Source organism: Lysobacter sp. A289 (assembly GCF_054072675.1).
Genome location: NZ_JBSVRN010000001.1, coordinates 2,139,371 through 2,160,788 on the forward strand (window position 1 = coordinate 2,139,371; position 21,418 = coordinate 2,160,788).

Annotated in this window: 13 protein-coding genes; 7 read left to right on the top strand and 6 right to left on the bottom strand. The window is 66.2% G+C overall.

What is annotated here, in order from left to right; all coding sequences use genetic code 11:
- Position 1: 1 nt before the first annotated feature.
- The 4 genes from ACW5DN_RS09955 to ACW5DN_RS09970 all read right to left on the bottom strand — a co-directional run bounded on the left by ACW5DN_RS09955 (position 2) and on the right by ACW5DN_RS09970 (position 12,800).
- Entirely contained in the window at positions 2-8,683 is an 8,682-nt protein-coding gene (locus ACW5DN_RS09955) for a GH36-type glycosyl hydrolase domain-containing protein (protein ID WP_456962519.1), read from the bottom strand.
- A gap of 292 nt (positions 8,684-8,975) precedes the next feature.
- Entirely contained in the window at positions 8,976-9,827 is an 852-nt protein-coding gene (locus tag ACW5DN_RS09960; protein ID WP_456962520.1) for a TSCPD domain-containing protein, read from the bottom strand.
- 77 nt (positions 9,828-9,904) lie between these two features.
- A complete protein-coding gene (locus ACW5DN_RS09965; RefSeq protein WP_456962521.1) occupies positions 9,905-10,471 on the bottom strand; it encodes a histone H1-like repetitive region-containing protein in 567 nt (188 codons plus the stop codon).
- A 145-nt stretch (positions 10,472-10,616) separates the two neighbouring features.
- Positions 10,617-12,800: an adenosylcobalamin-dependent ribonucleoside-diphosphate reductase gene (locus tag ACW5DN_RS09970; RefSeq protein WP_456962522.1), complete on the bottom strand. Its 2,184-nt coding sequence runs from the start codon at positions 12,798-12,800 to the stop codon at positions 10,617-10,619.
- Positions 12,801-13,190: 390 nt separating this feature from the next.
- Here ACW5DN_RS09970 and ACW5DN_RS09975 point away from each other — a divergent pair, with 390 nt between their 5' ends.
- Genes ACW5DN_RS09975 through ACW5DN_RS10005 form a run of 7 tightly spaced genes read left to right on the top strand, consistent with a single transcriptional unit; the run spans position 13,191 to position 19,491 of the window.
- On the top strand, positions 13,191-14,630 hold the full coding sequence (locus ACW5DN_RS09975; protein ID WP_456962523.1) for a Do family serine endopeptidase: 1,440 nt from the start codon (positions 13,191-13,193) through the stop codon (positions 14,628-14,630).
- A 32-nt stretch (positions 14,631-14,662) separates the two neighbouring features.
- Positions 14,663-15,049 carry a hypothetical protein gene (locus tag ACW5DN_RS09980; RefSeq protein ID WP_456962524.1) on the top strand — a complete coding sequence of 129 codons (387 nt, stop codon included), beginning with the start codon at positions 14,663-14,665 and terminating at the stop codon, positions 15,047-15,049.
- Positions 15,050-15,058: 9 nt separating this feature from the next.
- A complete protein-coding gene (locus ACW5DN_RS09985; protein ID WP_456962525.1) occupies positions 15,059-15,748 on the top strand; it encodes a phage holin family protein in 690 nt (229 codons plus the stop codon).
- A 57-nt stretch (positions 15,749-15,805) separates the two neighbouring features.
- Positions 15,806-16,243, top strand: a complete 438-nt coding sequence (locus ACW5DN_RS09990) for a hypothetical protein (protein WP_456962526.1) — start codon at positions 15,806-15,808, stop codon at positions 16,241-16,243.
- Positions 16,240-17,379 carry an AI-2E family transporter gene (locus ACW5DN_RS09995; RefSeq protein WP_456962527.1) on the top strand — a complete coding sequence of 380 codons (1,140 nt, stop codon included), beginning with the start codon at positions 16,240-16,242 and terminating at the stop codon, positions 17,377-17,379. The genes ACW5DN_RS09990 and ACW5DN_RS09995 overlap by 4 nt, the downstream gene beginning before the upstream one ends.
- Positions 17,372-18,106: an HAD family hydrolase gene (locus ACW5DN_RS10000; protein WP_456962528.1), complete on the top strand. Its 735-nt coding sequence runs from the start codon at positions 17,372-17,374 to the stop codon at positions 18,104-18,106. The genes ACW5DN_RS09995 and ACW5DN_RS10000 overlap by 8 nt, the downstream gene beginning before the upstream one ends.
- The gene (locus ACW5DN_RS10005; protein WP_456962529.1) at positions 18,103-19,491 is read left to right on the top strand and encodes a leucyl aminopeptidase family protein; all 1,389 of its coding nucleotides are present in this window, start codon (positions 18,103-18,105) and stop codon (positions 19,489-19,491) included. The genes ACW5DN_RS10000 and ACW5DN_RS10005 overlap by 4 nt, the downstream gene beginning before the upstream one ends.
- An 11-nt stretch (positions 19,492-19,502) precedes the next feature.
- Here the strand turns inward: ACW5DN_RS10005 and ACW5DN_RS10010 are convergent, their stop codons facing one another.
- Positions 19,503-20,105: a response regulator gene (locus ACW5DN_RS10010; protein ID WP_456962530.1), complete on the bottom strand. Its 603-nt coding sequence runs from the start codon at positions 20,103-20,105 to the stop codon at positions 19,503-19,505.
- On the bottom strand, positions 20,102-21,412 hold the full coding sequence (locus ACW5DN_RS10015) for a sensor histidine kinase (protein WP_456963032.1): 1,311 nt from the start codon (positions 21,410-21,412) through the stop codon (positions 20,102-20,104). Before ACW5DN_RS10015 ends, ACW5DN_RS10010 begins: the two co-directional genes overlap by 4 nt.
- Positions 21,413-21,418: the final 6 nt, after the last annotated feature.

Genomic DNA, 21,418 nt, shown 5'->3' on the forward strand with positions numbered 1-21,418 from the left:
GTCACCGCTGCAGCCAGACCTCGACGGCATGGATTTCGCGGTCATCGCGCAGTTCAATTGCCAACTGGTCCTGTGTGACGCCGTCGACCGTCATCCGCGACGGCTCGCCGGCGCCAGCGCGCCGCACGGTGATCGGGTAGCTGGTCTCGCCGAATCGATAGCGCAACGCAAAGCCCGGCCAATCCGATGGCATGCGCGGCTCGATGTGTAACCGCCGGCCCTGCCGGCGTACGCCCAACAACGACTCCACCATCAACCGGTACATCCAGCCGGCCGAGCCGGTGTACCAGGTCCAGCCGCCACGGCCGACATGCGGGGCCACCGCATACACGTCCGCGGCCATGACGTATGGCTCGACCTTGTAGATCGCCACGTCTTCGGCGGTGCCGGTGTGGCTGAGCGGACTGATCATCCGCATCAGCTCCCACGCCCGCTCGGTGTCACCCATCTGCGCAAACGCCATCGCCGCCCACACGGCGGAGTGGGTGTACTGGCCGCCGTTCTCACGCACCCCGGGCACATAGCCACGGATGTAGCCGGGATCCTGCACGGTCTTGTCGAACGGTGGATCCAACAGCTGGATCAGGCCGGCATCGCGACGTACCAGGTATTGGTCCAGCGAGGCCATGGCTCGACGCGTGCGCTCCGGATCGCCAGCGCCCGACAGCACCGCCCAGCTTTGCGATATCGAGTCGATCCGGCATTCGTCGTTGCTCGCCGAGCCCAGCGGCACGCCGTTGTCGAACCATGCGCGCCGGTACCAGTCGCCGTCCCAGGCGTGCTTGTCGAGGTTCCCGCGCAACTGCTCGGCGGCCACGACACAGTCGCGGGCAAAGCCATCGTCGTGTCGTCCTTCCGCCAGAGTCGCAAACTGAACCAGCACGTGATGCAGGAAGAAGCCCAGCCAGACGCTCTCGCCGCGGCCGCGCTCGCCCACCCGGTTCATGCCGTCGTTCCAGTCGCCGGTCGCCATCAACGGCAATCCGCGCTCGCCGGTCAACTCCAGCCCGCGCTTGATCGCGCGCACGCAATGCCGGTACAGATCCTGTCGCAACGCCGAGCGCAGCGGCAGGTCGTAGTAGGACTCCTCGTCGATGCCGACCGGGCGGCCCTCGATGTAGGGCACGACCTCGTCGAGTACGTCGGCATCGCCTGTCGCGTACACGTAGCGGCACACCGCCAACGGCAGCCACAGGTAATCATCCGAGCACCGTGTGCGCACGCCGCGATCCAGCGGCGGATGCCACCAGTGCAGCACATCGCCATCGGGAAACTGGTGGGCCGCGCTGCGTAGCAGGTGGCCGCGGGCCAGTTCCGGCTCGGCATGCACCATCGCCATGGAGTCCTGCAACTGGTCGCGGAAACCGAAGGCGCCGCCGGACTGGTAGTAGCCGCTGCGCGCCATGAACCGGCAGCCGATGGTCTGGTACAGCAGCCAGCCGTTGGCGAGCACGTCGAAGGCTGGGTCCGGCGTCTCCACCTTGATCGTGCCCAAAGTCCGGTTCCAGTACATCCGCACCGCATCCAGTGCATCGTGTGCCGGGTTGGTGCCACGGGTGCGGGTCGCCAACGCCACCGCAGCGCCCCAATCACTTCCCATGCCCAGCCGGAATACCGTTTCACTGGCTTCGCCGGGGTCCAGCTCAAGAACCACCTGGATCGCCGCGCACGGATCCAGTCCCGCGCCCAACCGGCCTGACAGCCGCTCGCGCTGCAGCGCGGCGGGACGTTGCAGGCTGCCATTGCGACCCAGGAACTCCAGACGGTCGCCGGTGATGGTCCGCTCGCCGGCCGCGGGGTCGACGTCAAAGAACGCCACCCGGCCTTCGAACTCGGTGTTGTAGGGATTGCGCGCCGTCAGCACTCCGGTATCGCCATCCACCTCGGTCACCACGTGCATCTGGGTCTTGGCGTGGAGGTCGCCGAGGATCCATTCGACGTAGCCGGTAGCGCTCAGCCGGCGTGGCCGGCCGGAGCGGTTGGCGACCCTGAGCACGCTGTACTTGACCGCCTCGTGCAGGTCGACATAGATCCACAGCTCACTGGCGATGCCATCGTTGACGTGCTCGTACACGCTGTAGCCAAAGCCGTGCCGGGTTCGGAACTGGCCGCTGCCGCGACAAGGCAGTGGCATCGGGGACCAGACCCGGCCGGTGTCCTCGTCGCGCAGGTAGAACGCCTCGCCCGCAGCGTCGGTGACCGGGTCGTTGTGCCACGGTGTCAGCCGGAACTCGTGCGCGTTCTCGCTCCAGGTGTAGCCCGGAGAGCTCTCGCTCACCACGCAGCCGAAATGGGCATTGGCAAGCACGTTCGACCAGGGCGCCGTGGTCGTCTGGTCGGGAGCCAGATCGATGATGTACTCGCTCCCGTCCGGCGAGAAACCGCCGACGCCATTGTCGAGGATCCGGGTCGACGCTCCGACGTCGAATGGCCAGGGATCGTCGTCCGGTCCGACCATCGGGTCGATGCCGCCGTCCTGGCCGGGTGGCCAGGCATTATCGGCGTCCACCAGCTCGTACTGGATCGGTGCCGGCACCAGCAACGGGATCGCCGGCACCGCACTCGGGCGCCGAGCCAGTTGCTCCGACAGACTGCCGCGCGCATCACTGAGGATGACCCGTGCGACCGACTGGACCAGGATCCGATCCTCCTGCGATATCTGGTGGGTCGGTCGCACGAAGATACCGCCCGGCCGGTCAATCACATGCGCCTCCACGCCCGCCGCGACCAGACCCATGATCTGGTCCTGCAGTTGCTGGCGGTAGCCGGCCTGGTCCTCGTTCCAGATCACCAGGTCGACGGCAAGCCCCTTCAAGCGCCAGTACGCATGCGCGTGGACCAACTGGCGGACCAGTTCGATGTTGGCCGCCTCGGCGATCTGCAGCAGCACCACCGGGTAGTCGCCGGAGATCGATTGCCCCCACAGCCCGGACTGGCCACGACGGTTCTGCAGCAACACCGCCTGGCCTGCCCGCAGGATCGGGTTCGCATACAGCACCAGACCCGCCAAGCGCTCGTACAGTTGGGCGTCGGCCTGGCTGGCATTGATCTGGTTGCGGACCACCTGGCTGTGGGTCCAGGCGAGGTCGAACACGCGGTCCGCCAGGCGCCGGTCGCGGTACTTGCCCACCAGGGCTGCGCAGCTCGAGCGCGTGGTTGCCACCCCGGAGACCATATCGATGCTGGCAGTCTGCCCCGGCGCGAGGGTCAACCGGCAGCGGATGGCAACGATCGGATCCAGCACCGAGCCGTCACTGCCCGACAACTCGTCGTGACCGGTCATCGCCGCCGGAGACTGCAGGGAGTTGCCACGGCCGACGAACTTCGCCCGATCGGTCTCATAGGAAATCGCGTCGATATCGGCATCGTGGACGGCCAGCAGATGGAACATCCACGGCGGGACTTCGTCGTGGGCGCGCGGGCGCCGGGTGCAGACAATGGCCTGCTTGTCGGGCACCAGCTCGGTCTGCACGAACAGGTTGCTGAAGGCGGGGTGCAGCTCGTCGGAAATCGCCGGCGCCAATACCACCTCGGCGTAGCTGGTGATCTCGACACTGCGGGCCACGCCAGCACGGTTGGTGATCCGCAAGCGGCGCAACTCGATGTCGTCCTCGGGCGAGACGGTGATCTGGGTATGCATCTCGAAGTCGCGCATGCGGCCGCGGTACTCGGCCTTGGCGTCCGAGAAAATCGCCTCGTAACCCTCCACCGGCACCCGACTGGGCTGGAAGGCGGTCGACCAGAAGTGGCCATCGGTGACATCGCGCACATAACAAAAGCTGCCCCAGTGGTCGCGGGTGCCATCTTCGCGCCAACGCGTCACGGCCATCTCGCCGGTCCGGCTATAGCCGCCGCCCGCGCTGCTCAGCATCACGTGATAACGCCCGTTGGACAGTATCTGCACCGCCGGACGCGCCACGTCCGGACTGCGGAACACACGCAACTGGGTCTCATTGACCTCGGTGCGCAGCCCGGCGGTGGCGACCTCGCCCGCGTGGGGGTGGAGCATCCCGGTGCGCGGAATCCGCTCCTGCAGCAGCAACAAGGTCGCCTGGAACTCCGGGTCGGCCATGAAACGCGTCTGCATCGGCTGGTCGCACAACAAATACACCAGCGACAACAAGCCCATGCCCTGGTGGTGCGCCATGAACGACTGCACCACCGCATGATCCTGCCCCGGCGGCAGGCGGGAGGCGGTGTAGTCGATGGCTTCGTAGAGCCCGAACCGGCCAGAAAACCCCTTGCGGGTCAGTCGCTGCAGGTTCTCGCAGGCCGCCTCGGGCGCAACCATCAACGCCATCATGCTGGCGTAGGGAGCGATGACCAGATCCTGGGCGAGGCCGCGCTTCAGCCCCAGTCCCGGCACGCCAAAGGCGCGGTACTGGTAGTTCATGCGCACGTCGAACAGTTGGTAACCCGACTCGGAGATACCCCAGGGGACATTGCGCTGACGACCGTAGCCGATTTGCCGTTCCACGCAATTGCGCGCGGTCTGGTCCAGCAAGGTGCCGCGGTAGCTGGGCATCACCAGTTGCGGCATCAGGTACTCGAACATCGAGCCACTCCACGACAGCAAGGTCGGCTCGCCGTCGACCTCGGTCAGCAAACGACCCAGCGCGAACCACGATTCCTGTGGCAACTGTCCCTGGGCGATAGTGACGAAGTTGCCCAGGCGCGCCTCGGACGCAAGCAGGTCATAGAAGCCGATATCACGCCGCTGCTCTTCGACGTTGTAGCCAATCGACAGCAGGCGCCGGGCCGGGTCGTACAGGAAGCCATACTCCTGCTGCGCACACTGGCCGGCGACGTGGGCCAGTCGCTCCAGCTCGGTGATCCGCAACCTTGCCCTGGTCGCCGCCACCGGCAGGTCGCTGGCGGCCAACTGGCGCAAGGTCGGGATCCCTTTCACCGCGGCGGCATCGCTTTGGTCGGTGTCTGCCGTTGCCGCCAGCCAGGCCAGGTCGTCGGACACCATCCGGCACTGGTCCATCAATGCCTGGACCCAGTCGCCGGACTCACCAAACCCGGCAGTCTGGTCGCGCCGGATGTCATCGCCAAGCTGGTGCAAGCGATCAAACAACCGGGCCGCTTCGGCCAGCTCCACCGGCGGGGACGCCAACGCGGACTGCAGCACGCGCTCGAGGTTGTTGACCGTCTCGCCGCCGGGGATGTCGCCCTCGGACTCGCGCAATACGTCCAGGGTATCGGCCAGTCCCTGCAATGCCATCGGCGACACCAGGGGCGCGTCCGCCAGCGCGAGCAAGCCCTGGCGCAAGGTCAACAAGTGTCCGGCGAGGTTGCCGCTGTCGACGCTGGATACGTAGTGCGGCGGCAACGGCTGCAATGTCTGGGTGTCGTACCAGTTGTAGAAGTGCCCGCGGTAGCGCGGCATCGATTCCAGCGTGCCCAGGGTGTTGGCACTGCGATCCATCACCACCCCGACCGGCACATAACCAAGATCAAAGGCGCCCAGGTTGGCCAGCAGCGACAGGCCGATGTTGGTCGGCGAAGTCCGTCGCGCCACCAGCAACGAAGGATGCTCTTGCACGTTGTCCGGTGGCAGCCAGTGGTCGTCGCGGGTGACATGGGTGGAGAAGAACGCCCAGGTTCGCCGCGCCAGGCGGCGCAGGAAGCGCGTCTGCTCCTGTGACAACACGGCCACCTCGTCGCGTCGCGGCCGCCCCAGCCACCACATCAGCGCCGGCGACAGAAACCACAAGCCCAGTACCGGCGATGCCACCGGAAAAGCCGCCGGTTGCAGCACCAGCACCGTCAGCGCAACGGCGACCGCGAAGACCGGGGCGAACCACATCATGCGCACGGTGGTTACCCAGCCATCGCCAAGCGAGCGATCCACTTCGGCGGACGGACTCCATTGCAACAGCCGGCGTCGCGACAACCCGGTGCGCCATAGCGTGCGGGTGATCGCATCCAGGCTGAAGAATGCCTCGTAGGGCAAGCAGGCCACTGTCAGTGGCGCATGGGCGAAGTTGCGCAAGCCATTGCTGGTCACGTGTCGCAAGTGTGCGTTCCACGGTAGGTCGGGCGCCCGGCTGGCCAGCTCGATAAGCGAGGCCAGCAGCGGCGGCACCACCACGATCAGCAACACCCACAATGTCCACGTCACCGCGTTGGATCCCAACAGCCAACCCAGTACCAGCAAGGCCGTCATCGCCGCTGGCACCAGGCTGCGTCGCAGGTTGTCGACCAGTTTTCCGCGCGACAGCATCGACAGCGGATTGCGCTCGATGCGCCCGCCACCCCGACGCATCCAGGGACAGATCCAGGGCAGCAACTGCCAGTCGCCGCGGATCCAGCGATGCCGCCGCTTCACATCGGCCGCATAGCGCGAGGGATAGTCCTCGTAAAGCTGCACATCGCTGACCAGGCCGGCACGCGAGTAACAGCCCTCCAGCAGGTCATGACTCAGTACCCGGTTGTCCGGGATCCGGCCGGCCAGCGCCGTGTCGAAAGCGTCGATGTCGTAGATGCCCTTGCCGACAAACGAGCCTTCACTGAAAAGATCCTGGTAGACGTCCGACACCGCCCGCGTATACGGATCGATGCCCGGCTCGCTGCCAAACAATCGCGCATACCACGACCGCGCCTGCCCACTCATGCTGATGCCCACGCGCGGCTGCAGAATCCCGTAGCCGCGGGTCACGACCCCGCGCTTGCCGTCGAACTGGGCGCGGTTGAGCGGGTGGGCCAGGGTGCCGACCAGCTTGCGCGCGGCATCACGTGGCAAACCGGTGTCGGTATCCAGAGTGATCACGTAGCGCACGTTGCCCAACGCCGCGGTGTTGCCCACGACGCTGATGAAGCAGTCGCGCGCGCCGCCGCGCAGGTAAGCATTCAGGGCCGCCAGCTTGCCGCGCTTGCGCTCATGGCCCATCCACCGACGTTCGCGCGGGTTCCACAGCCGTGGGCGGTGGAACAGGAAGAAGATGTCGTCGTCACCATCGGCATAACGCTCATTGAGTGATGCGATTTCGTCACGCGCGGCCTGCAGCAAGGCGGCGTCCTGTGGCAGCGTCTGCTGGTCGGCGTCGAAGAAGTCGGTCAACAACGCAAAGTGCAGATTGGGGTCGCGATTGGCGAGGAAACGCACTTCCAGTGCCTCGGCAAGATCCGCCACCTGGCCCAGGTTGCCAAACATCGTCGGCACCGCCACCAGGGTTCGTGCCGACGTCGGAATGCCCCGCGAGTAATCCAGCCGCGGCAGCATGGTCGGGGTCGCCAGCAAAGTGCTGGCCCAGTTGACCAGGGCGACGCCCAGCTCGCTGAAGGCAATCACGCACAACACGCCGACCAGCCACGCAAAGCCGATGCCCGGCAATGCCGACTGCGCCTCCAGCACCAGCCCGTTGGTGAAGAATGCAACGATCAGTGCAATCGGCAAGGTGTACGCCAACAGCGGTACCCGGCGGGCCGTTTTGCGCATCGAGCCGCGCACGCCGTAACGGGCAGACAGCGCCGCCTCCAGTGACGGGCGCCCGTCATCGACCAGGTAATAGCCGACATGGGCCTGGATGTCGTCGGCATTGGTTTGCGCCGCCTGGGCGCGGGCAAGTTGCAGTGCTTTTTGGGCCACGTCGATCTCGTCCAGCCCGCCGCGTCGCGCGATCTGCTCGGTGATATGCCGATAGCGGTCGCGGGTGGCAAAGTCCATCAGCCCATAGGTGCCGTTGGGATCCTTGCGCAAGGTGCGCTCCACCACGCTCATCGTCTCGACGAACTCCTGCCAGTCCAGTCGTGACAGGAATCGCAGGCTGCCAATGGCGTTGCTCACCGACACCTGGTCGGCGGCCTGGTTCTGGTTCTCCACCTGCACCATCTGTTCGATGGTCTGGTCGCTGTCGGCCGCCCACTGCTCCACCCAGGTCAGTGCGAGTGCCAACGCGGAACTGCGCCCCTGCAGGCGACGGGCTAGCTCGGCCACGAAGGGCGTGGCCAGCGGCGGGTCGGAACGCGCCATGTCGGCGATCACCAGCATCAGGCTCTTGGGATCGGACGCGGCGATCTCGGTCAACCGATCCGCCCACAGATCGGCGAGGTTACGGTCGCTACGGTCGGCCATGATGCCCGCGCTGACCCGCCGCAGGCTTTCAATCAGCGCCAGGCGCAGCATGATGGGGATCGCCCACAACTCGCCCAGCGCGAGCGGGGTTACCGACTGATAGGCCGCCACGAAACGGCTCAGGCTCTCCGCGTCGATCAGGCCGTCGCTGTGCGAGACCGCATTGAGCGCGATGTCGTACACGCGAGGCAGGCCGGCCGATGCGCCACTGCCCAGTCGCGGCAATTCACGGCTGTAGCCCCGGGGCAGATGCCGCCGCGCCAACGCGATCTGTTCCTCGATCAGGTAGATGTTGTCGAGCAACCAGTCGCCGGCGGGCGTCAGCCGGCGGCTTGCCTGGGCCGCCTCGGTAAGCGTGTCGCAGGTGCGCTCGAGTATCTGCTGGTTATCGGTCAATCGCTCCAGCAGCAGATCGGCGTGGCGCTGCTCACTGACCTGGTGGCTGGCCGCCAATTCGCGGCCATGACGCTCCATACGTTCGGCACTGAACAACTGCCCGCGCAGCGGTGGCTCGCCAGACGCAACCGGTGTAGCCCGGAGGCGATGCGTGGCGGCATCCAGCGTGCCTCGTCCCTTGCCAGTCAACGGGCGACGAAAGGTCATGGATCTGGCGTCCCCGGCAACCCGCGCCAATCGCGCGTACGGTCATGCTGGCACCAGCGGCACCAAGACCTCGTGAAACGGGCAAGCCGTCATCCCCCTCTCTCCCGTCATCCCCGCGAAAGCGGGGATCCAGCGACCTTGCTGTTCACGCGCCTGACGTCCTTGGGTTCCCGCCTTCGCGGGAACGACGACAGTTGCCTAGACATCCCCCTTGAGGGCCGCAGGGCTTCGCTCGGGATCGCCTTGAGCTGATCACACAAGCGGCCCTTTTTTTGTCGCGTCGACTATTGGCTCAACCGCACTTGGAGTAACCGCAATTCAGGCAGGTCGCGCAGCCATCCATGATCACCACGGCCTTGGCGCTGCACTTGTGGCACATCGACGCGGTGGGCGGGAATGACACCCCGCCATCGCCGGTGACAGAGACGTCTTCGGCACGCGCCGGAGCGCTGATGCGCGGCTCGGGAAACAGCTCGCCGCTGTGGTCATCGCGTGCCGGAACGTCGCTGACCGCGTCGTGTCCGGCGTTTGCGCTCAGGTCAGAGTTTTTTTTTGAGTCGAGCGCGGCGTAGGCGGCGCGCTTCTCGGCGATCATCGCGCGTTGCTCGTCACTCATTTCCGGGTCGTGCAGCAGGCCGATCGATTTCAGGTGCTCCTCGACGATGCAGCCCAACTCGGCGACCAGCGATGGCATGTAGACGCCGCCGGCCTTGAAGTAGCCGCCCTTGGGATCGAACACCGCCTTCATCTCGTCGACCAGGAAGGTCACGTCGCCGCCCTTGCGGAACACCGCAGACATGATCCGGGTCAGCGCCACGATCCACTGGAAGTGGTCCATGTTCTTGGAGTTGATGAAGATCTCGAACGGGCGGCGTTGCTCATGCTCGTTGCCAGCGTTGAGGACGATGTCGTTGATGGTCACGTACAGCGCGTGCTCGAACAACGGCGTCTTGAGCTTGTAGGTCGAGCCGATGAGGGTCTCGGGACGCTCGATCTTCTCGTGCATCTGGATGACATTGGTGCCTGGCTTTGCGGCACTGGCCGCCTCGCGAGCGGCGGCATCGGACTTCACCACCTCCTGCGCCTTCTCATCGGCGGTGACGACGCTGTAACCGGTGATTTTATGTTCGATCTTCATGGCCATCGGCCAACTCCTGGTGCGTTGCTGCCTGGTTCGGGTACATCCGACCCGGCCTCCCGCGAGGAGAGGCCGGGCACGGCTTATCGTTTCTTTGCTGTGGTTCTGGGTGCTGCGGTCTTCTTGCTCGCGACGGCTTGGGTGGCTGGCGCTTTGCTGGCGACGACTTTCCTGGTTGTGGCTTTCTTCGCAGGCACCTTCTTGGCGACGGACTTCTTGACGACAGCCTTACTGGTCGCCGACTTCTTTGCGACTGCCTTCTTGACGGCGGACTTCTTGACGACAGCCTTCTTGGCTACGGCTTTTTTTGCGACAGGTTTGCTGGTCGTCTTCGCGGTCGCCTTCTTCGCGGTTACCTTCTTGACTGGCGCCTTTTTTGACGCTGCCTTCTTCGTGGCCGCTTTTTTTCCCGAGGTGGACCTGCGTGCCAGCGCCTCCTTCTTTGCCTCGGCGCTGGCCTTGGCCAACTTCTTCTTGGTGTTGTCCACGCCACTGCTGGCGGCCTTGCGTACGCGGCTGGCGCTGCTACGGACTTTCGCCACGGCCGCCTCGGCCGTAGTGGCTACCGTGGCGGCAAGATTGCCGGCGGTTTGCCTTGCGGTGTCGGCTGCCTGGGAAAGGGTTTTTGTCACTCCATTACCGTTGCTCATGTGCCCTCCTGACGGGCGTCTTGCTGGCTTGTCGGGTAACCCATTGGAACCTCGTGTTGCCACGCGATCGTATACCCGGGACGGGTGCAAGACACCATGAATTCGTGTCGCGTCCCGTCAACCAGCCAGCATCCACAACCACCCGCTAGAACTTGCCGTAATACCCTTCCTTCAAGGCATCGAACAGGTTGGCGGCAGAGTGCATTTCGCCATCGTATTCAATCTCCTGGTTGCCCTTGGCCTCCACCACGGTTCCGTCTTCCAGCTCGAAGCGGTAGGTGGTGCTTTCCAGGTCGGCTTCCTTGACCAGCACGCCCTGGAAGGCGGCCGGGTTGAAGCGGAACGTGGTGCAGCCCTTCAGACCCTGCGCGTGGGCGTAGGTGTAGATCTCCTTGAAGTCCTCGTACGGATAATCGGTCGGGACGTTGGCGGTCTTGGAGATCGAGCTGTCGACCCACTTCTGCGCGGCGGCCTGGACGTCGACGTGCTGCTTGGGAGTGACGTCGTCGGCAGCGATGAAGTAGTCCGGCAGCCGCGTTTCCGGCTCGTCGGAGAACGGCATCGCGGACGGGTTCACCAACGCGCGGTAGGCCAGCAGTTCGAACGAGAACACGTCGACCTTCTCCTTGGACTTCTTGCCCTCGCGGATCACGTTGCGGCTGTAGTGATGGGCGAAGCTGGGCTCGATGCCGTTGGAGGCGTTGTTGGCCAGTGACAGCGAGATGGTGCCGGTCGGGGCAATCGAGCTGTGATGGGTGAACCGCGAACCGACCTCGGCCAGCTCGGCCACCAGCTCCGGGGCGACTTCGGCGACGCGCTGCATGTAGCGCGAGTACTTCGCATGCAACACCTTACCCGCCACGTCCTGGCCGATCTTCCAGCCATCGCTGACCATTTCCGGGCGCTTTCGCAGCATCTCCGCGTCAACCTTGAAGGTCTCGTCCATGATCGGCGCCGGGCCTTTCTCCTTCGCCAGCTCCAGGCCCATCTCCCAACCAGCCACCGCCATCTCGCGGGCGATCTGCTCGGTGAACTCGCACGACTGCTGCGATCCGTATTTCATCTGCAGCATGGTCACGGTCGAGCCCAGGCCGAGGAAGCCCATGCCGTGGCGGCGCTTGCGCAGGATCTCGTTGCGCTGCTGCTCCAGCGGCAGGCCGTTGATCTCGACCACGTTGTCGAGCATGCGGGTGAACACGCGCACCACTTCCTTGTACTCGTCCCAATCGAACGCCGCCTGGTCGGTGAACGCGTTGCGCACGAACTTGGTCAGGTTGACCGAGCCCAGCAGGCAGGCGCCGTAGGCGGGAAGTGGCTGCTCGCCGCAAGGATTGGTCGCGCGGATGTCCTCGCACCACCAATTGTTGTTCATCTCGTTGACGCGGTCGATCAGGATGAAGCCCGGCTCGGCGTAGTCGTAGGTGGACACCATGATCATGTCCCACAGGTGACGGGCCTTGATGTGGCCGTAGATCTTGCAGGCCACCAGACCGTCGTCGCGGACGACATAGTTGCGGTGGGTCGGCCACTCGCGCCACACCACCTGCGCGGCGTCGTCCAGGTCGACTTCGGCCTTTTCCTTGACGTGCACCGGGAACACCAGCGGCCAGTCGTGGTCGGCGGCCACCGCTTCCATGAAGCCGTCGGTGATCAGCAGCGACAGGTTGAACTGGCGCAGCCGACCGTCCTCGCGCTTGGCACGGATGAAGTCCTTCACGTCCGGGTGCGACACGTCGAAGGTGCCCATCTGCGCGCCGCGGCGACCGCCGGCGGACGAGACCGTGAAACACATCTTGTCGTAGATATCCATGAACGACATCGGCCCGGACGTGTACGCACCGGCGCCAGCCACGAACGCACCACGCGGGCGCAGGGTCGAGAACTCGTAACCGATGCCGCAACCGGCCTTGAGCGTGAGGCCGGCCTCGTGGACCTTCTCCAGGATGCCGTCCATCGAGTCTTCGATCGTGCCCGAGACGGTGCAGTTGATGGTGCTGGTCGCCGGCTTGTGTTCCAGCGCGCCGGCATTGGAGGTGATACGGCCGGCCGGGATCGCCCCGCGGCGCAGCGCCCAGGTGAAACGCTCGTTCCAGTAGTGCTGCAACTCGGCGGTCGGCTCGGTCCCGGCCAGGGCCTTGGCCACGCGCCGGTAGGTGGCGTCGATGTCGGCATCGACCGCCACGCCATCCTTGGTCATCAGCCGGTACTTCTTGTCCCAGATATCCAGGGACGCCGGCTGCATCGGAATGTCCTTTCTGGCCACGTCCCTGCCTGCCTGGTCGTTGTTGGGGGTGTCGATATTCACTGCCTCGAGGCGCACCGTACTCATGCTTGCCTTGTCTCCTGGTGATGGTCGCCGTTGCGGGCGCTCGCACTTGCGATCGTGGGCCCGACAGGCAACGCCACCGAGCCCGCGGCAACCGTGCCAGCAGTGCATATTGATGGAATTTCTTGTCGGGTGCTGAACATGGCTAACCCCTAATGCTTGGGTTGCGGGCGCTGGGTAAACCACAACATGTTGTGTCCCAGGCGGAGGTTCAAGCTACCTCCGGACCGGCGGCAAGTCAACGCTTCTTCTGCGACACGGAACCCTGTAGTGATCCCTTGGCAAACCGGGCCTGACACCGCCAGGGGCGGACTTTATCGAAGATTCAATGCGATTGCGTCACACTTGGCCGCTTGCTGCCGATATCGTGTTTGAGGAACCCGCATGCGGACCATGGCGACTTCGACAAAGACCCTGCTCGCGCTGGCCCTGGCGGCGTGTTTCGGCGGATTTGTAGCCACCGCGGTCATGCTTGGCGCGCGTGCCCCGGCGCTTGCGTCACCCGTGCCGCCGGCGCCGATTGCAACTCCAACGGTCGCGGCGTTGCCAACCGCGGTGGCCGGCCAGCCCCTGCCCTCGCTGGCACCGATGCTGGCACAGGTGACTCCGGCCGTGGTCAGCGTGCAGACCAAACACCGGGTGCGCATCCGCAGCCCGTTTGCGAACGACCCGCTGTTCCAGCGGATGTTCCCGCATGTCCCGCGCGAGCGGATCGAGCGGTCGCTGGGTTCCGGGGTCATCGTCGATGCCGCGCGCGGATTGGTGTTGACCAACCACCATGTGATCGAGGGCGCCGAGCAGGTCACCGTTACGCTCGCCGACGGCCGCACCCTGGAAGCCGAGTTCGTCGGCTCTGATCCGGATACCGACGTGGCGGTGATGAAGATCCCCGCACAAGACCTGCAGCAGGTTGCGCTGGCCGATTCGGCCGACTTGCGGGTCGGCGATTTCGTGGTCGCGGTCGGCAACCCGTTTGGTATCGGCCAGACCGTCACCTCCGGGATCGTCTCCGCGGTGGGACGTAGCGGCTTGCGTGGGCTGGGTTACCAGAACTTCATCCAGACCGATGCCTCCATCAACCCGGGCAACTCCGGCGGCGCACTGGTCAACCTGCGCGGCGAGCTGGTCGGCATCAACACCGCCAGCTTCAACCCGCGCGGCAGCATGGCGGGCAACATCGGCCTCGGGTTTGCGATCCCGGCCAACCTGGCCCGCAACGTGATGAACCAGTTGGTCACCACCGGCGAGGTGCGCCGCGGAACCTTCGGGGCGGATGCACAGGACGTCGATGCGCGCCTGGCCGAAGCGCTGGACCTGGAGGATCCGCGGGGCGCGCTGGTGACCCGGGTGTTCGAGGGCTCGGCGGCCGCGGCCGCGGGGCTGCAGCCCGGGGATGTGATCCTTTCGGCCAACGATGAGCGGATCGACAGCCGCGATGCGCTGCGCAATTTCGAGGGCTTGCAGGCAATCGGCAGCCAGGTGGTGCTGGGCATCCATCGCGACGGCAAGCCATTGCAGGTGACCGCGACCCTGCGTGAACAGCCGACCACGTTGACCGGGGTGGATCTGGATCCGCGCTTGGGCGGCGCGGTATTCAGCGAACTGCCCGAGCGACTGCGCCAGTCGGGCATATCCGGGGTGCGGGTGGAGTCGGTTGCCGGCGGCAGCCGGGCGGCCCGCAACGGTCTGCGTGTGGGCGATGTCGTGGTGGCCAGCGGCAGTGGAGAATTCGACAACCTGTCTGGCTTCCGCGCGGGCTTCACACCGACTCCGGCACAGTTGGCGCTGCAGATCGTGCGCGGCAATCGGCGTGGCATCCTGCCGATGCAGTGACCCGACAACCACCCCAACCCTGGAGTACCCGAATGAGCCCCACCGACACCACACCGAACCCCGGCCTGTCATCGCAGAATTTCAAGAGCCATCTGGGCGAAGCCGGAAGCCACCTGAAGCAGGCAGCGCACGACAGCGGCGAAGCCATCAAGGGCGCCGCGAATGCTGCGGGCGACGAGCTCAAGCTCGGCCGGGCCCAGATCAAGTCGGAAATGGCCGACAGCGCCCTGGCGGGTATCGCCGCCGCGGAACAGGCGGGCGACGCGATGCGCGAGCAGGCCGACGTGCTGATGGACAAGGGACGTGACCTGATCGACAGCGCCGCCGAGTTGATCCGCGAACGCCCGATCGCCTCATTTGGTGCTGCCTTTGCCGCCGGCTGGATCATCTCCAAGCTTGGCCGCAGCAACGACAGGTAGCCCCGGGGCATGTCCGGAACCGCCGAGCCGGGCGACCAGCAATCGCCTCCCATGGACGACGCTTCCCGCGAATCGATGCGGGAGCGGCTTCATACGCGCGCCGCAAAGGACGACGCGCGCGCGGACGATGCCGGCTCGAACCAGAGCAAGTCGGATCACGTCGACTCGAATCATGTCGACCCCGATCAGGTCGAGCCCGACCTGCTGGAGGCGATCCGCCAGCTCGGACTCACCGGGCGGGCCAGCCTCGGCGCTGCCGGCGCTACCGCCAAGTCGCTACGCTCATTGGTGGCCGCAGACGTCTCGCTGGCACGCAGCGCGTTGGGCCGGGCACTGGCATTTACCGGCGTCGCCATCGCCTTTGGCGGCTCGGCGTGGCTGCTGCTGATGACCACACTGGTGGTCGTGCTCAAGGGGCCAGTGGGCATGTCTTGGGCGGTGGCGCTGTTGATTTCGGCACTATTCAGCCTGACGGTCACCGCGATTGCCGCGTGGATGGCCATGCGATATTTCGAACACACCCGGTTGCATGCCACGCGACGGCAGTTGGCACGGTTGGGGATCGGTGAACTGGCCGATTTCGCCCCCGATCCCGAATCGCCAGACTCGACGCGCGAGGTCGTCCGGCAGCGGCTCCACGACCGACCCGGCGGCGAACCGGCAAAGGATGGGCAAGGCGTGTCAGTAACTCCGCCATGACACCGTCGATGGCAACACACTGACGGGAGTAACCACCATGCAGGGGATTGCAGCGTCATGAGCTTCAACAAACTCATCAGCAAGGTTACGCAGGCCGAGAACGCCCTGGAGGCGAACGAGCGCCGCGTCGGCGCCGACTTGCGCCAGCTCAGGGACAGCTGGAAGTCGGCGTGGACACCCGGACGGATCGTGATTGCCGGACTGGCCGGCGGGTTCCTGGTGGGTCGCGGCGAACCATTGCGCAGCGCCGCCCGCAATGGTGGCGTGGTGCGGATCGTGTCGTTGCTGACCGGCCTGTTCGCCAGCACCACGGCGAGCGCTGCCAACCAGACGGCCGAGGATGCCGAACAGACGGCGCAGCGGGCCGTCGGTGTCGCGGCCGGAACCACCCCGGGTCCGGACACTGCGGCTGCCGCAAGCGAGCGGCTCGCCCACGACTTCCTGGAGCGCGCCGCGGCGGCGGCGCGACAAGCAGGCGGCGCGACCGGGCCATGACCACCCAGACACCGGCGCCGGGTTCACCGGAGCCAGCCACCGGCGCGACGGTCGTCGGCGCCCACCCCGATCCGGCCGAACCCTCACTGTCGTCCGTGCGGCCACGCGCATCGGCCGCCCTGATGATCCTGGCCATCCTCGCGGTCGGCTTCACCTTGTGGGCGGCGCAAACGGTGGTGTTGCCGATCCTGCTGGCGGTATTTTTCGCACTGATCGGCAACCCGATCATTCGCGGCTTGCGCAGGCTTTACATCCCGCGCGCGCTGGGGGCGCTGCTGGTCCTGGTGGGAGGCATGGCCGGCACCGCGGCGCTGGGCGTCCAGTTGGTCGAGCCGGCCTCCGAATGGGCCCGGCAGGTCCCGCGCGAGCTGCGCCAGCTGGCACCCAAGCTGCGCGAGATGACCAAGCCGATGCAGGCCGCCAACGAGGCGGCCGCCGATATCGCCCGGGCCACCGACACCGGTGACGGCAAGCCGGTGCGCGTGGTCCGTACCGAAGTCAACAATCCCTACAAGGCCCTGACGACAACGCCGTTGATGCTGGCATCGGGGCTGGCGGTGGTGCTGCTGACGTTCTTCTTCATGGTTTACGGCGAGAACCTGCAACGCAATGCGATTTCATTGCTGCCCACGCGCCAGCAAAAGCGGGTCAGCGTGGAGATCATGCAATCCATGGAACGGGAGATCTCGCGCTACGTGCTGACCATCAGCTTGATCAACATCGCCGTCGGGCTGGCGCTGGCTGGCGCGTTGTACCTGCTGCAGGTGCCGCTGGCCGAAGCGCTGCTGTGGGGGACAATGGCCACTGTGCTCAACTTCGCCCCCTACGTCGGTCCGCTGATCGGCATCATCATCATGCTGATGATGGGGTTCGTCGCCTTTGACGAGTTGTGGATGTCGTTGCTGCCAGCCGGCATCTACCTGTTCCTGCATACCCTGGAAGGCCAGATCCTGACGCCGGTCGTGCTCGGCCGGCAGATGCGGCTGTCGCCGCTGGTATTGATCCTTGCGCTGATGGTCTTTGGCTCGCTGTGGGGGATCATCGGCTTGCTGCTGGCGGTACCGCTGCTGGTATGCGTGAAGATCGTGCTGGCCCGGATCGATGGCCTGGAAGGCTGGGCGAAGCTGCTTGAATAGCTTCCCGGTTCACGCCATTACCCTTGATCTCGACGACACGATCTGGCCGGTCATGCCGGCAATCGTCGGTGCCGAACTCGCGCTCGACGCCTGGCTGGTGAAGCACGCACCACGCGCCGCCCGCATGTGGCCGCTGGACGAGCGCCAACGACTGCGCGACGTCGCCAACACCGAACGGCCGCACCTGGCCCATGACATGACCGCCCAGCGCCAGTGGATGCTGGAAAGAATGCTGGTGCTGGCCGGCGAGGATGCCGACCTGGCCACCGATGCGTATGCCGCCTACTTTGCCGCGCGTTGCGACGTCGAGCATTATGCCGACAGTGTGCCGGCGCTGGAGCGACTGGCGGCCAAGCTGCCTTTGGCCGCGCTCAGCAACGGCAATGCCTGCTTGCGCACGATCGGGTTGATGCACCTGTTCGCGTTCCAGTTGGGCGCACGCGAGCATGGCGCGGCCAAGCCGGCAGCGAGCATCTTCCACGCCGCCTGCGGCCAGCTTGGCGTCGCGGCACAATACGTATTGCATGTCGGTGACGATCCCCGGATGGACGTCGTTGGCGCCCACCGCGCCGGTCTGCGTACCTGCTGGATCAACCGGCCCGATGCCTCCGGCAAGACCCGATCCTGGCAGCGCAGCGACATCCGGCCCGACCTCGAATTTTCCACCCTTGCCGCATTGGCCGACTGGCTCGACGCGGCGCACCACCAGGACCCGATTTCCCCATGAGCGCAACCACCGGTTTCATCAATGCCAGCACGGCGACCGACACCCTCCCGCTGCATGTCATCGACCGCAGTCAGCTGACCGATTGGCTGTCGGCGCAATCGGCGCAATCGGCGCAGACCGGTAGCTGGGTGACGGCGAAAGGTTTCGACGCCGCACCCGGCACGGTGCTGGTGTTGCCGGGGACCGATGGCACGATCGTCGGGGCGGTGGCCGGCGTCGGCGACCCACTGGATCCGGCCAGCTATGGCCACCTGCCACTCGGGTTGCCGATACGCACGTTCCACCTTGCCGGGGAGCATGAGCCCGCCGTCCTGGCCGCATTGCAGCTGGGCTGGGGGCTGGGCGCCTACCGTTTCAACCGCTACAAGCAGCCCCTGCGCCAACCGGCGCTGTTGCAGGTCGACGGCGATGCCCAGGTGCATGACGCGCTGGCCGCCTGCGTGCGGGTGCGCGACCTGGTCAACACGCCGTCCGAGCACATGGGCCCGGACCAGCTGGAGCAGGTCGCCTGCGAGATCGCCGAGCGCCACGGCGCGGCCATCGAGGTGATCAGTGGCGAGGACTTGCTGGAGCAGAACTTCCCCGCGATCCACGCCGTCGGCCGCGCCAGCCACCGCGCACCCCGGTTGATCGCGCTGCGCTGGGGCGACGAGTCACATCCGCACGTGGCCCTGGTCGGCAAGGGCGTGTGCTTCGACACCGGCGGCCTGGACCTGAAGGCTTCCGCCGGCATGCGCAACATGAAGAAGGACATGGGCGGCGCGGCGCACGCCATTGCACTGGCCGAATGGATCATGGCGCGCAAGCTGCCCCTGCGGATCACCCTGCTGGTGGCGGCGGTGGAAAACGCCATTGGCCCCGATGCCTTCCGCCCCGGCGAGGTGATCAGCACCCGCACCGGCATCAACGTGGAAATCGACAACACCGACGCCGAAGGCCGGTTGATACTCGGCGACGCGCTCGCTTACGCCGGCGAGCAATCGCCGGAGTTGCTGATCGACTTCGCGACCCTTACCGGTGCCGCCCGCGTGGCACTTGGCCCCGACCTGCCGGCGCTTTACAGCAACGATGACGAGCTCGCCAACGCGTGGCTGGAAGCGGGCCGCCAGCAACGTGACCCGGTGTGGCGGATGCCGTTGTGGCGCCCGTACTGGCGCTACCTGACCAGTGACATCGCCGACATCGCCAACGCCGGCCCGTCCAGGATGGCCGGCAGTGTGACCGCCGCGCTGTACCTGGAGCGCTTCGTTCCCGCCAGGCAGAAGTGGGCCCACCTGGACGTCTACAGCTGGAACGACGCCGACCGTCCCGGCCACCCCCCGGGCGGTGAGGCACAAGGGCTGCGTGCCGCGTTCGCGATGTTGCAGGCCCGCGCCGGGCGCTGATCGGCCGGGCGTTATAGCCAGCCCTTCTGCCGCGCCGAGCGGTACGCCTCGATGCGGTTGCCGGCACCGAGTTTGCCGATCGCCTCGGACAGGTAGTTGCGCACGGTGCCGTGGGAGAGCTGCAGTTGCGCGGCGATGTCGGTGGCGGGCATGCCCTCGCCGGCCAACCGCAGCACCTGGCGTTCGCGATCATTGAGTGGGTCGGCCTCACTCCAGGCATCCAGCGCCAACTGCGGGTCGACCGCCCGGCCACCGCGATGCACCGTGCGCAGCGCCTGGGCGAGATCTTCGGCCGGCGCGTCCTTCAGCAGATACCCCGCCACGCCGGCGTCCAGCGCCCGACGCAGGAATCCGGCGCGGCCAAACGTGGTCACGATCACCACCTTGATCGGCAGCCCGTGGCGCTGGATGCGCTGGGCCAGCTCCAGCCCGGTCAGGCCCGGCATCTCGATATCGGTGACCAGCACGTCCGGCTGCAGGCGTTGCAACTCGCGCCACGCACTCTCACCGTCGGCGGTCGCACCGAGCACGTCTATGTCGGGCTCCAGCCCGAGCAGGGCCGCCAACGCGCCGCGCACCATCGCCTGGTCCTCCGCCAGCAGGATCCGGATCATGCGCTGCGTCTGCGGTCGGCGATCGCGGCATTCACGAGGCTGATGCCGGTTGTCGTGCCCCGTGCCGCCGGCGCGAAAGCCGTCCCGGCCGCGCTGGTGCCGTCATCCGCATGTGATTCGGCAGCGGCGGCACGCAACGGCGTCATCGGCACGCACACCCGCAGGCGGGTGCCGTCGCCCTTGGACGATTCCACCTCCAGCGTGCCGGCCAGCGCCGCAATCCGCTCACGCATGCCGCTCAGGCCATTGCCTTCACGCACCCGGCCCTCGCGCACGACGCCACCGCGGCCGTTGTCGGCGATGTCCAGATGCACGCTGCCATCGACCAGCGCAAACCGGACCTGTGCCTGGCTGGCATGGGCATGGCGGCCAATGTTGGTGACCGCCTCGCGCAGCACCAGCGACAGCCCGCGCTCGATCTCCAGCGGCAGTCCCGGCGGTGCGTCGTAGTCCAGATGCACGCCGGACGATTCCAGCAGCAGTCGCGCCGATGCCAGCTCCGCCGCCAGGTCGGTGGCGCGGATGCCAGTGACCGCGCTGCGCACTTCGGCCAGCGCATGCCGGGCGATGCGTTCGGCTTCCTCCACTTCGCGCCGCGAGGCCGCGCTGTCGCGGTCGGCCAGCTTGCGCGACAGCTCCAGCTTCAAGGTGATCAACGACAGGGTATGGCCGAGCAGGTCGTGCAGATCGCGCCCGATGCGCTCACGCTCGGCGGTCGCGGCCAGCCGGCGCACCTCGTCGTGGGACAGCTTCAGTGCGGCGTCCTTCTCCTGGCTGATGTGCTCGACGTTGACGATGACACCGATGATGACGGTCATTACCGGGATCCAGACCATCATCTGCAGCGGATAACCGATCCACCACGCCAGCGCCCAGAACACGGTATTCAGCAGCAACAACCGGCCCAGATACCCGGTCATGGTCCGGGCGCTGCCGTGCAGCATCACGCAGCCGAAGATGAAATAGCTCAGGCCCGACGGGTACACCGGCAACAACACCATGCTCAGCGCGATCATGCCCAGCGCCGGGCGGTACGCAGTGCGCCGCGACATCAGCAGGGTCAGCGCGAACAGCAGCAGGAACAGCGGATAGGACACCAGCGTCAGCGCCGCCCACTGCCAGCTGAAACCGTGGCCAAACACCGGCGTCAGGAACACCCACACCGACCACAGCAGGTGGACCGCATGCAGCCACGGCGACTTGCCGCGCTGCAGTGCGATCGCCACCTGCGAGTCCGGCGCGGGCGACAACCACGCAGGCAGGGCTTTCCGCATCACGAATGCCTCCGGTTGATCACGACCCATGATCCCGCA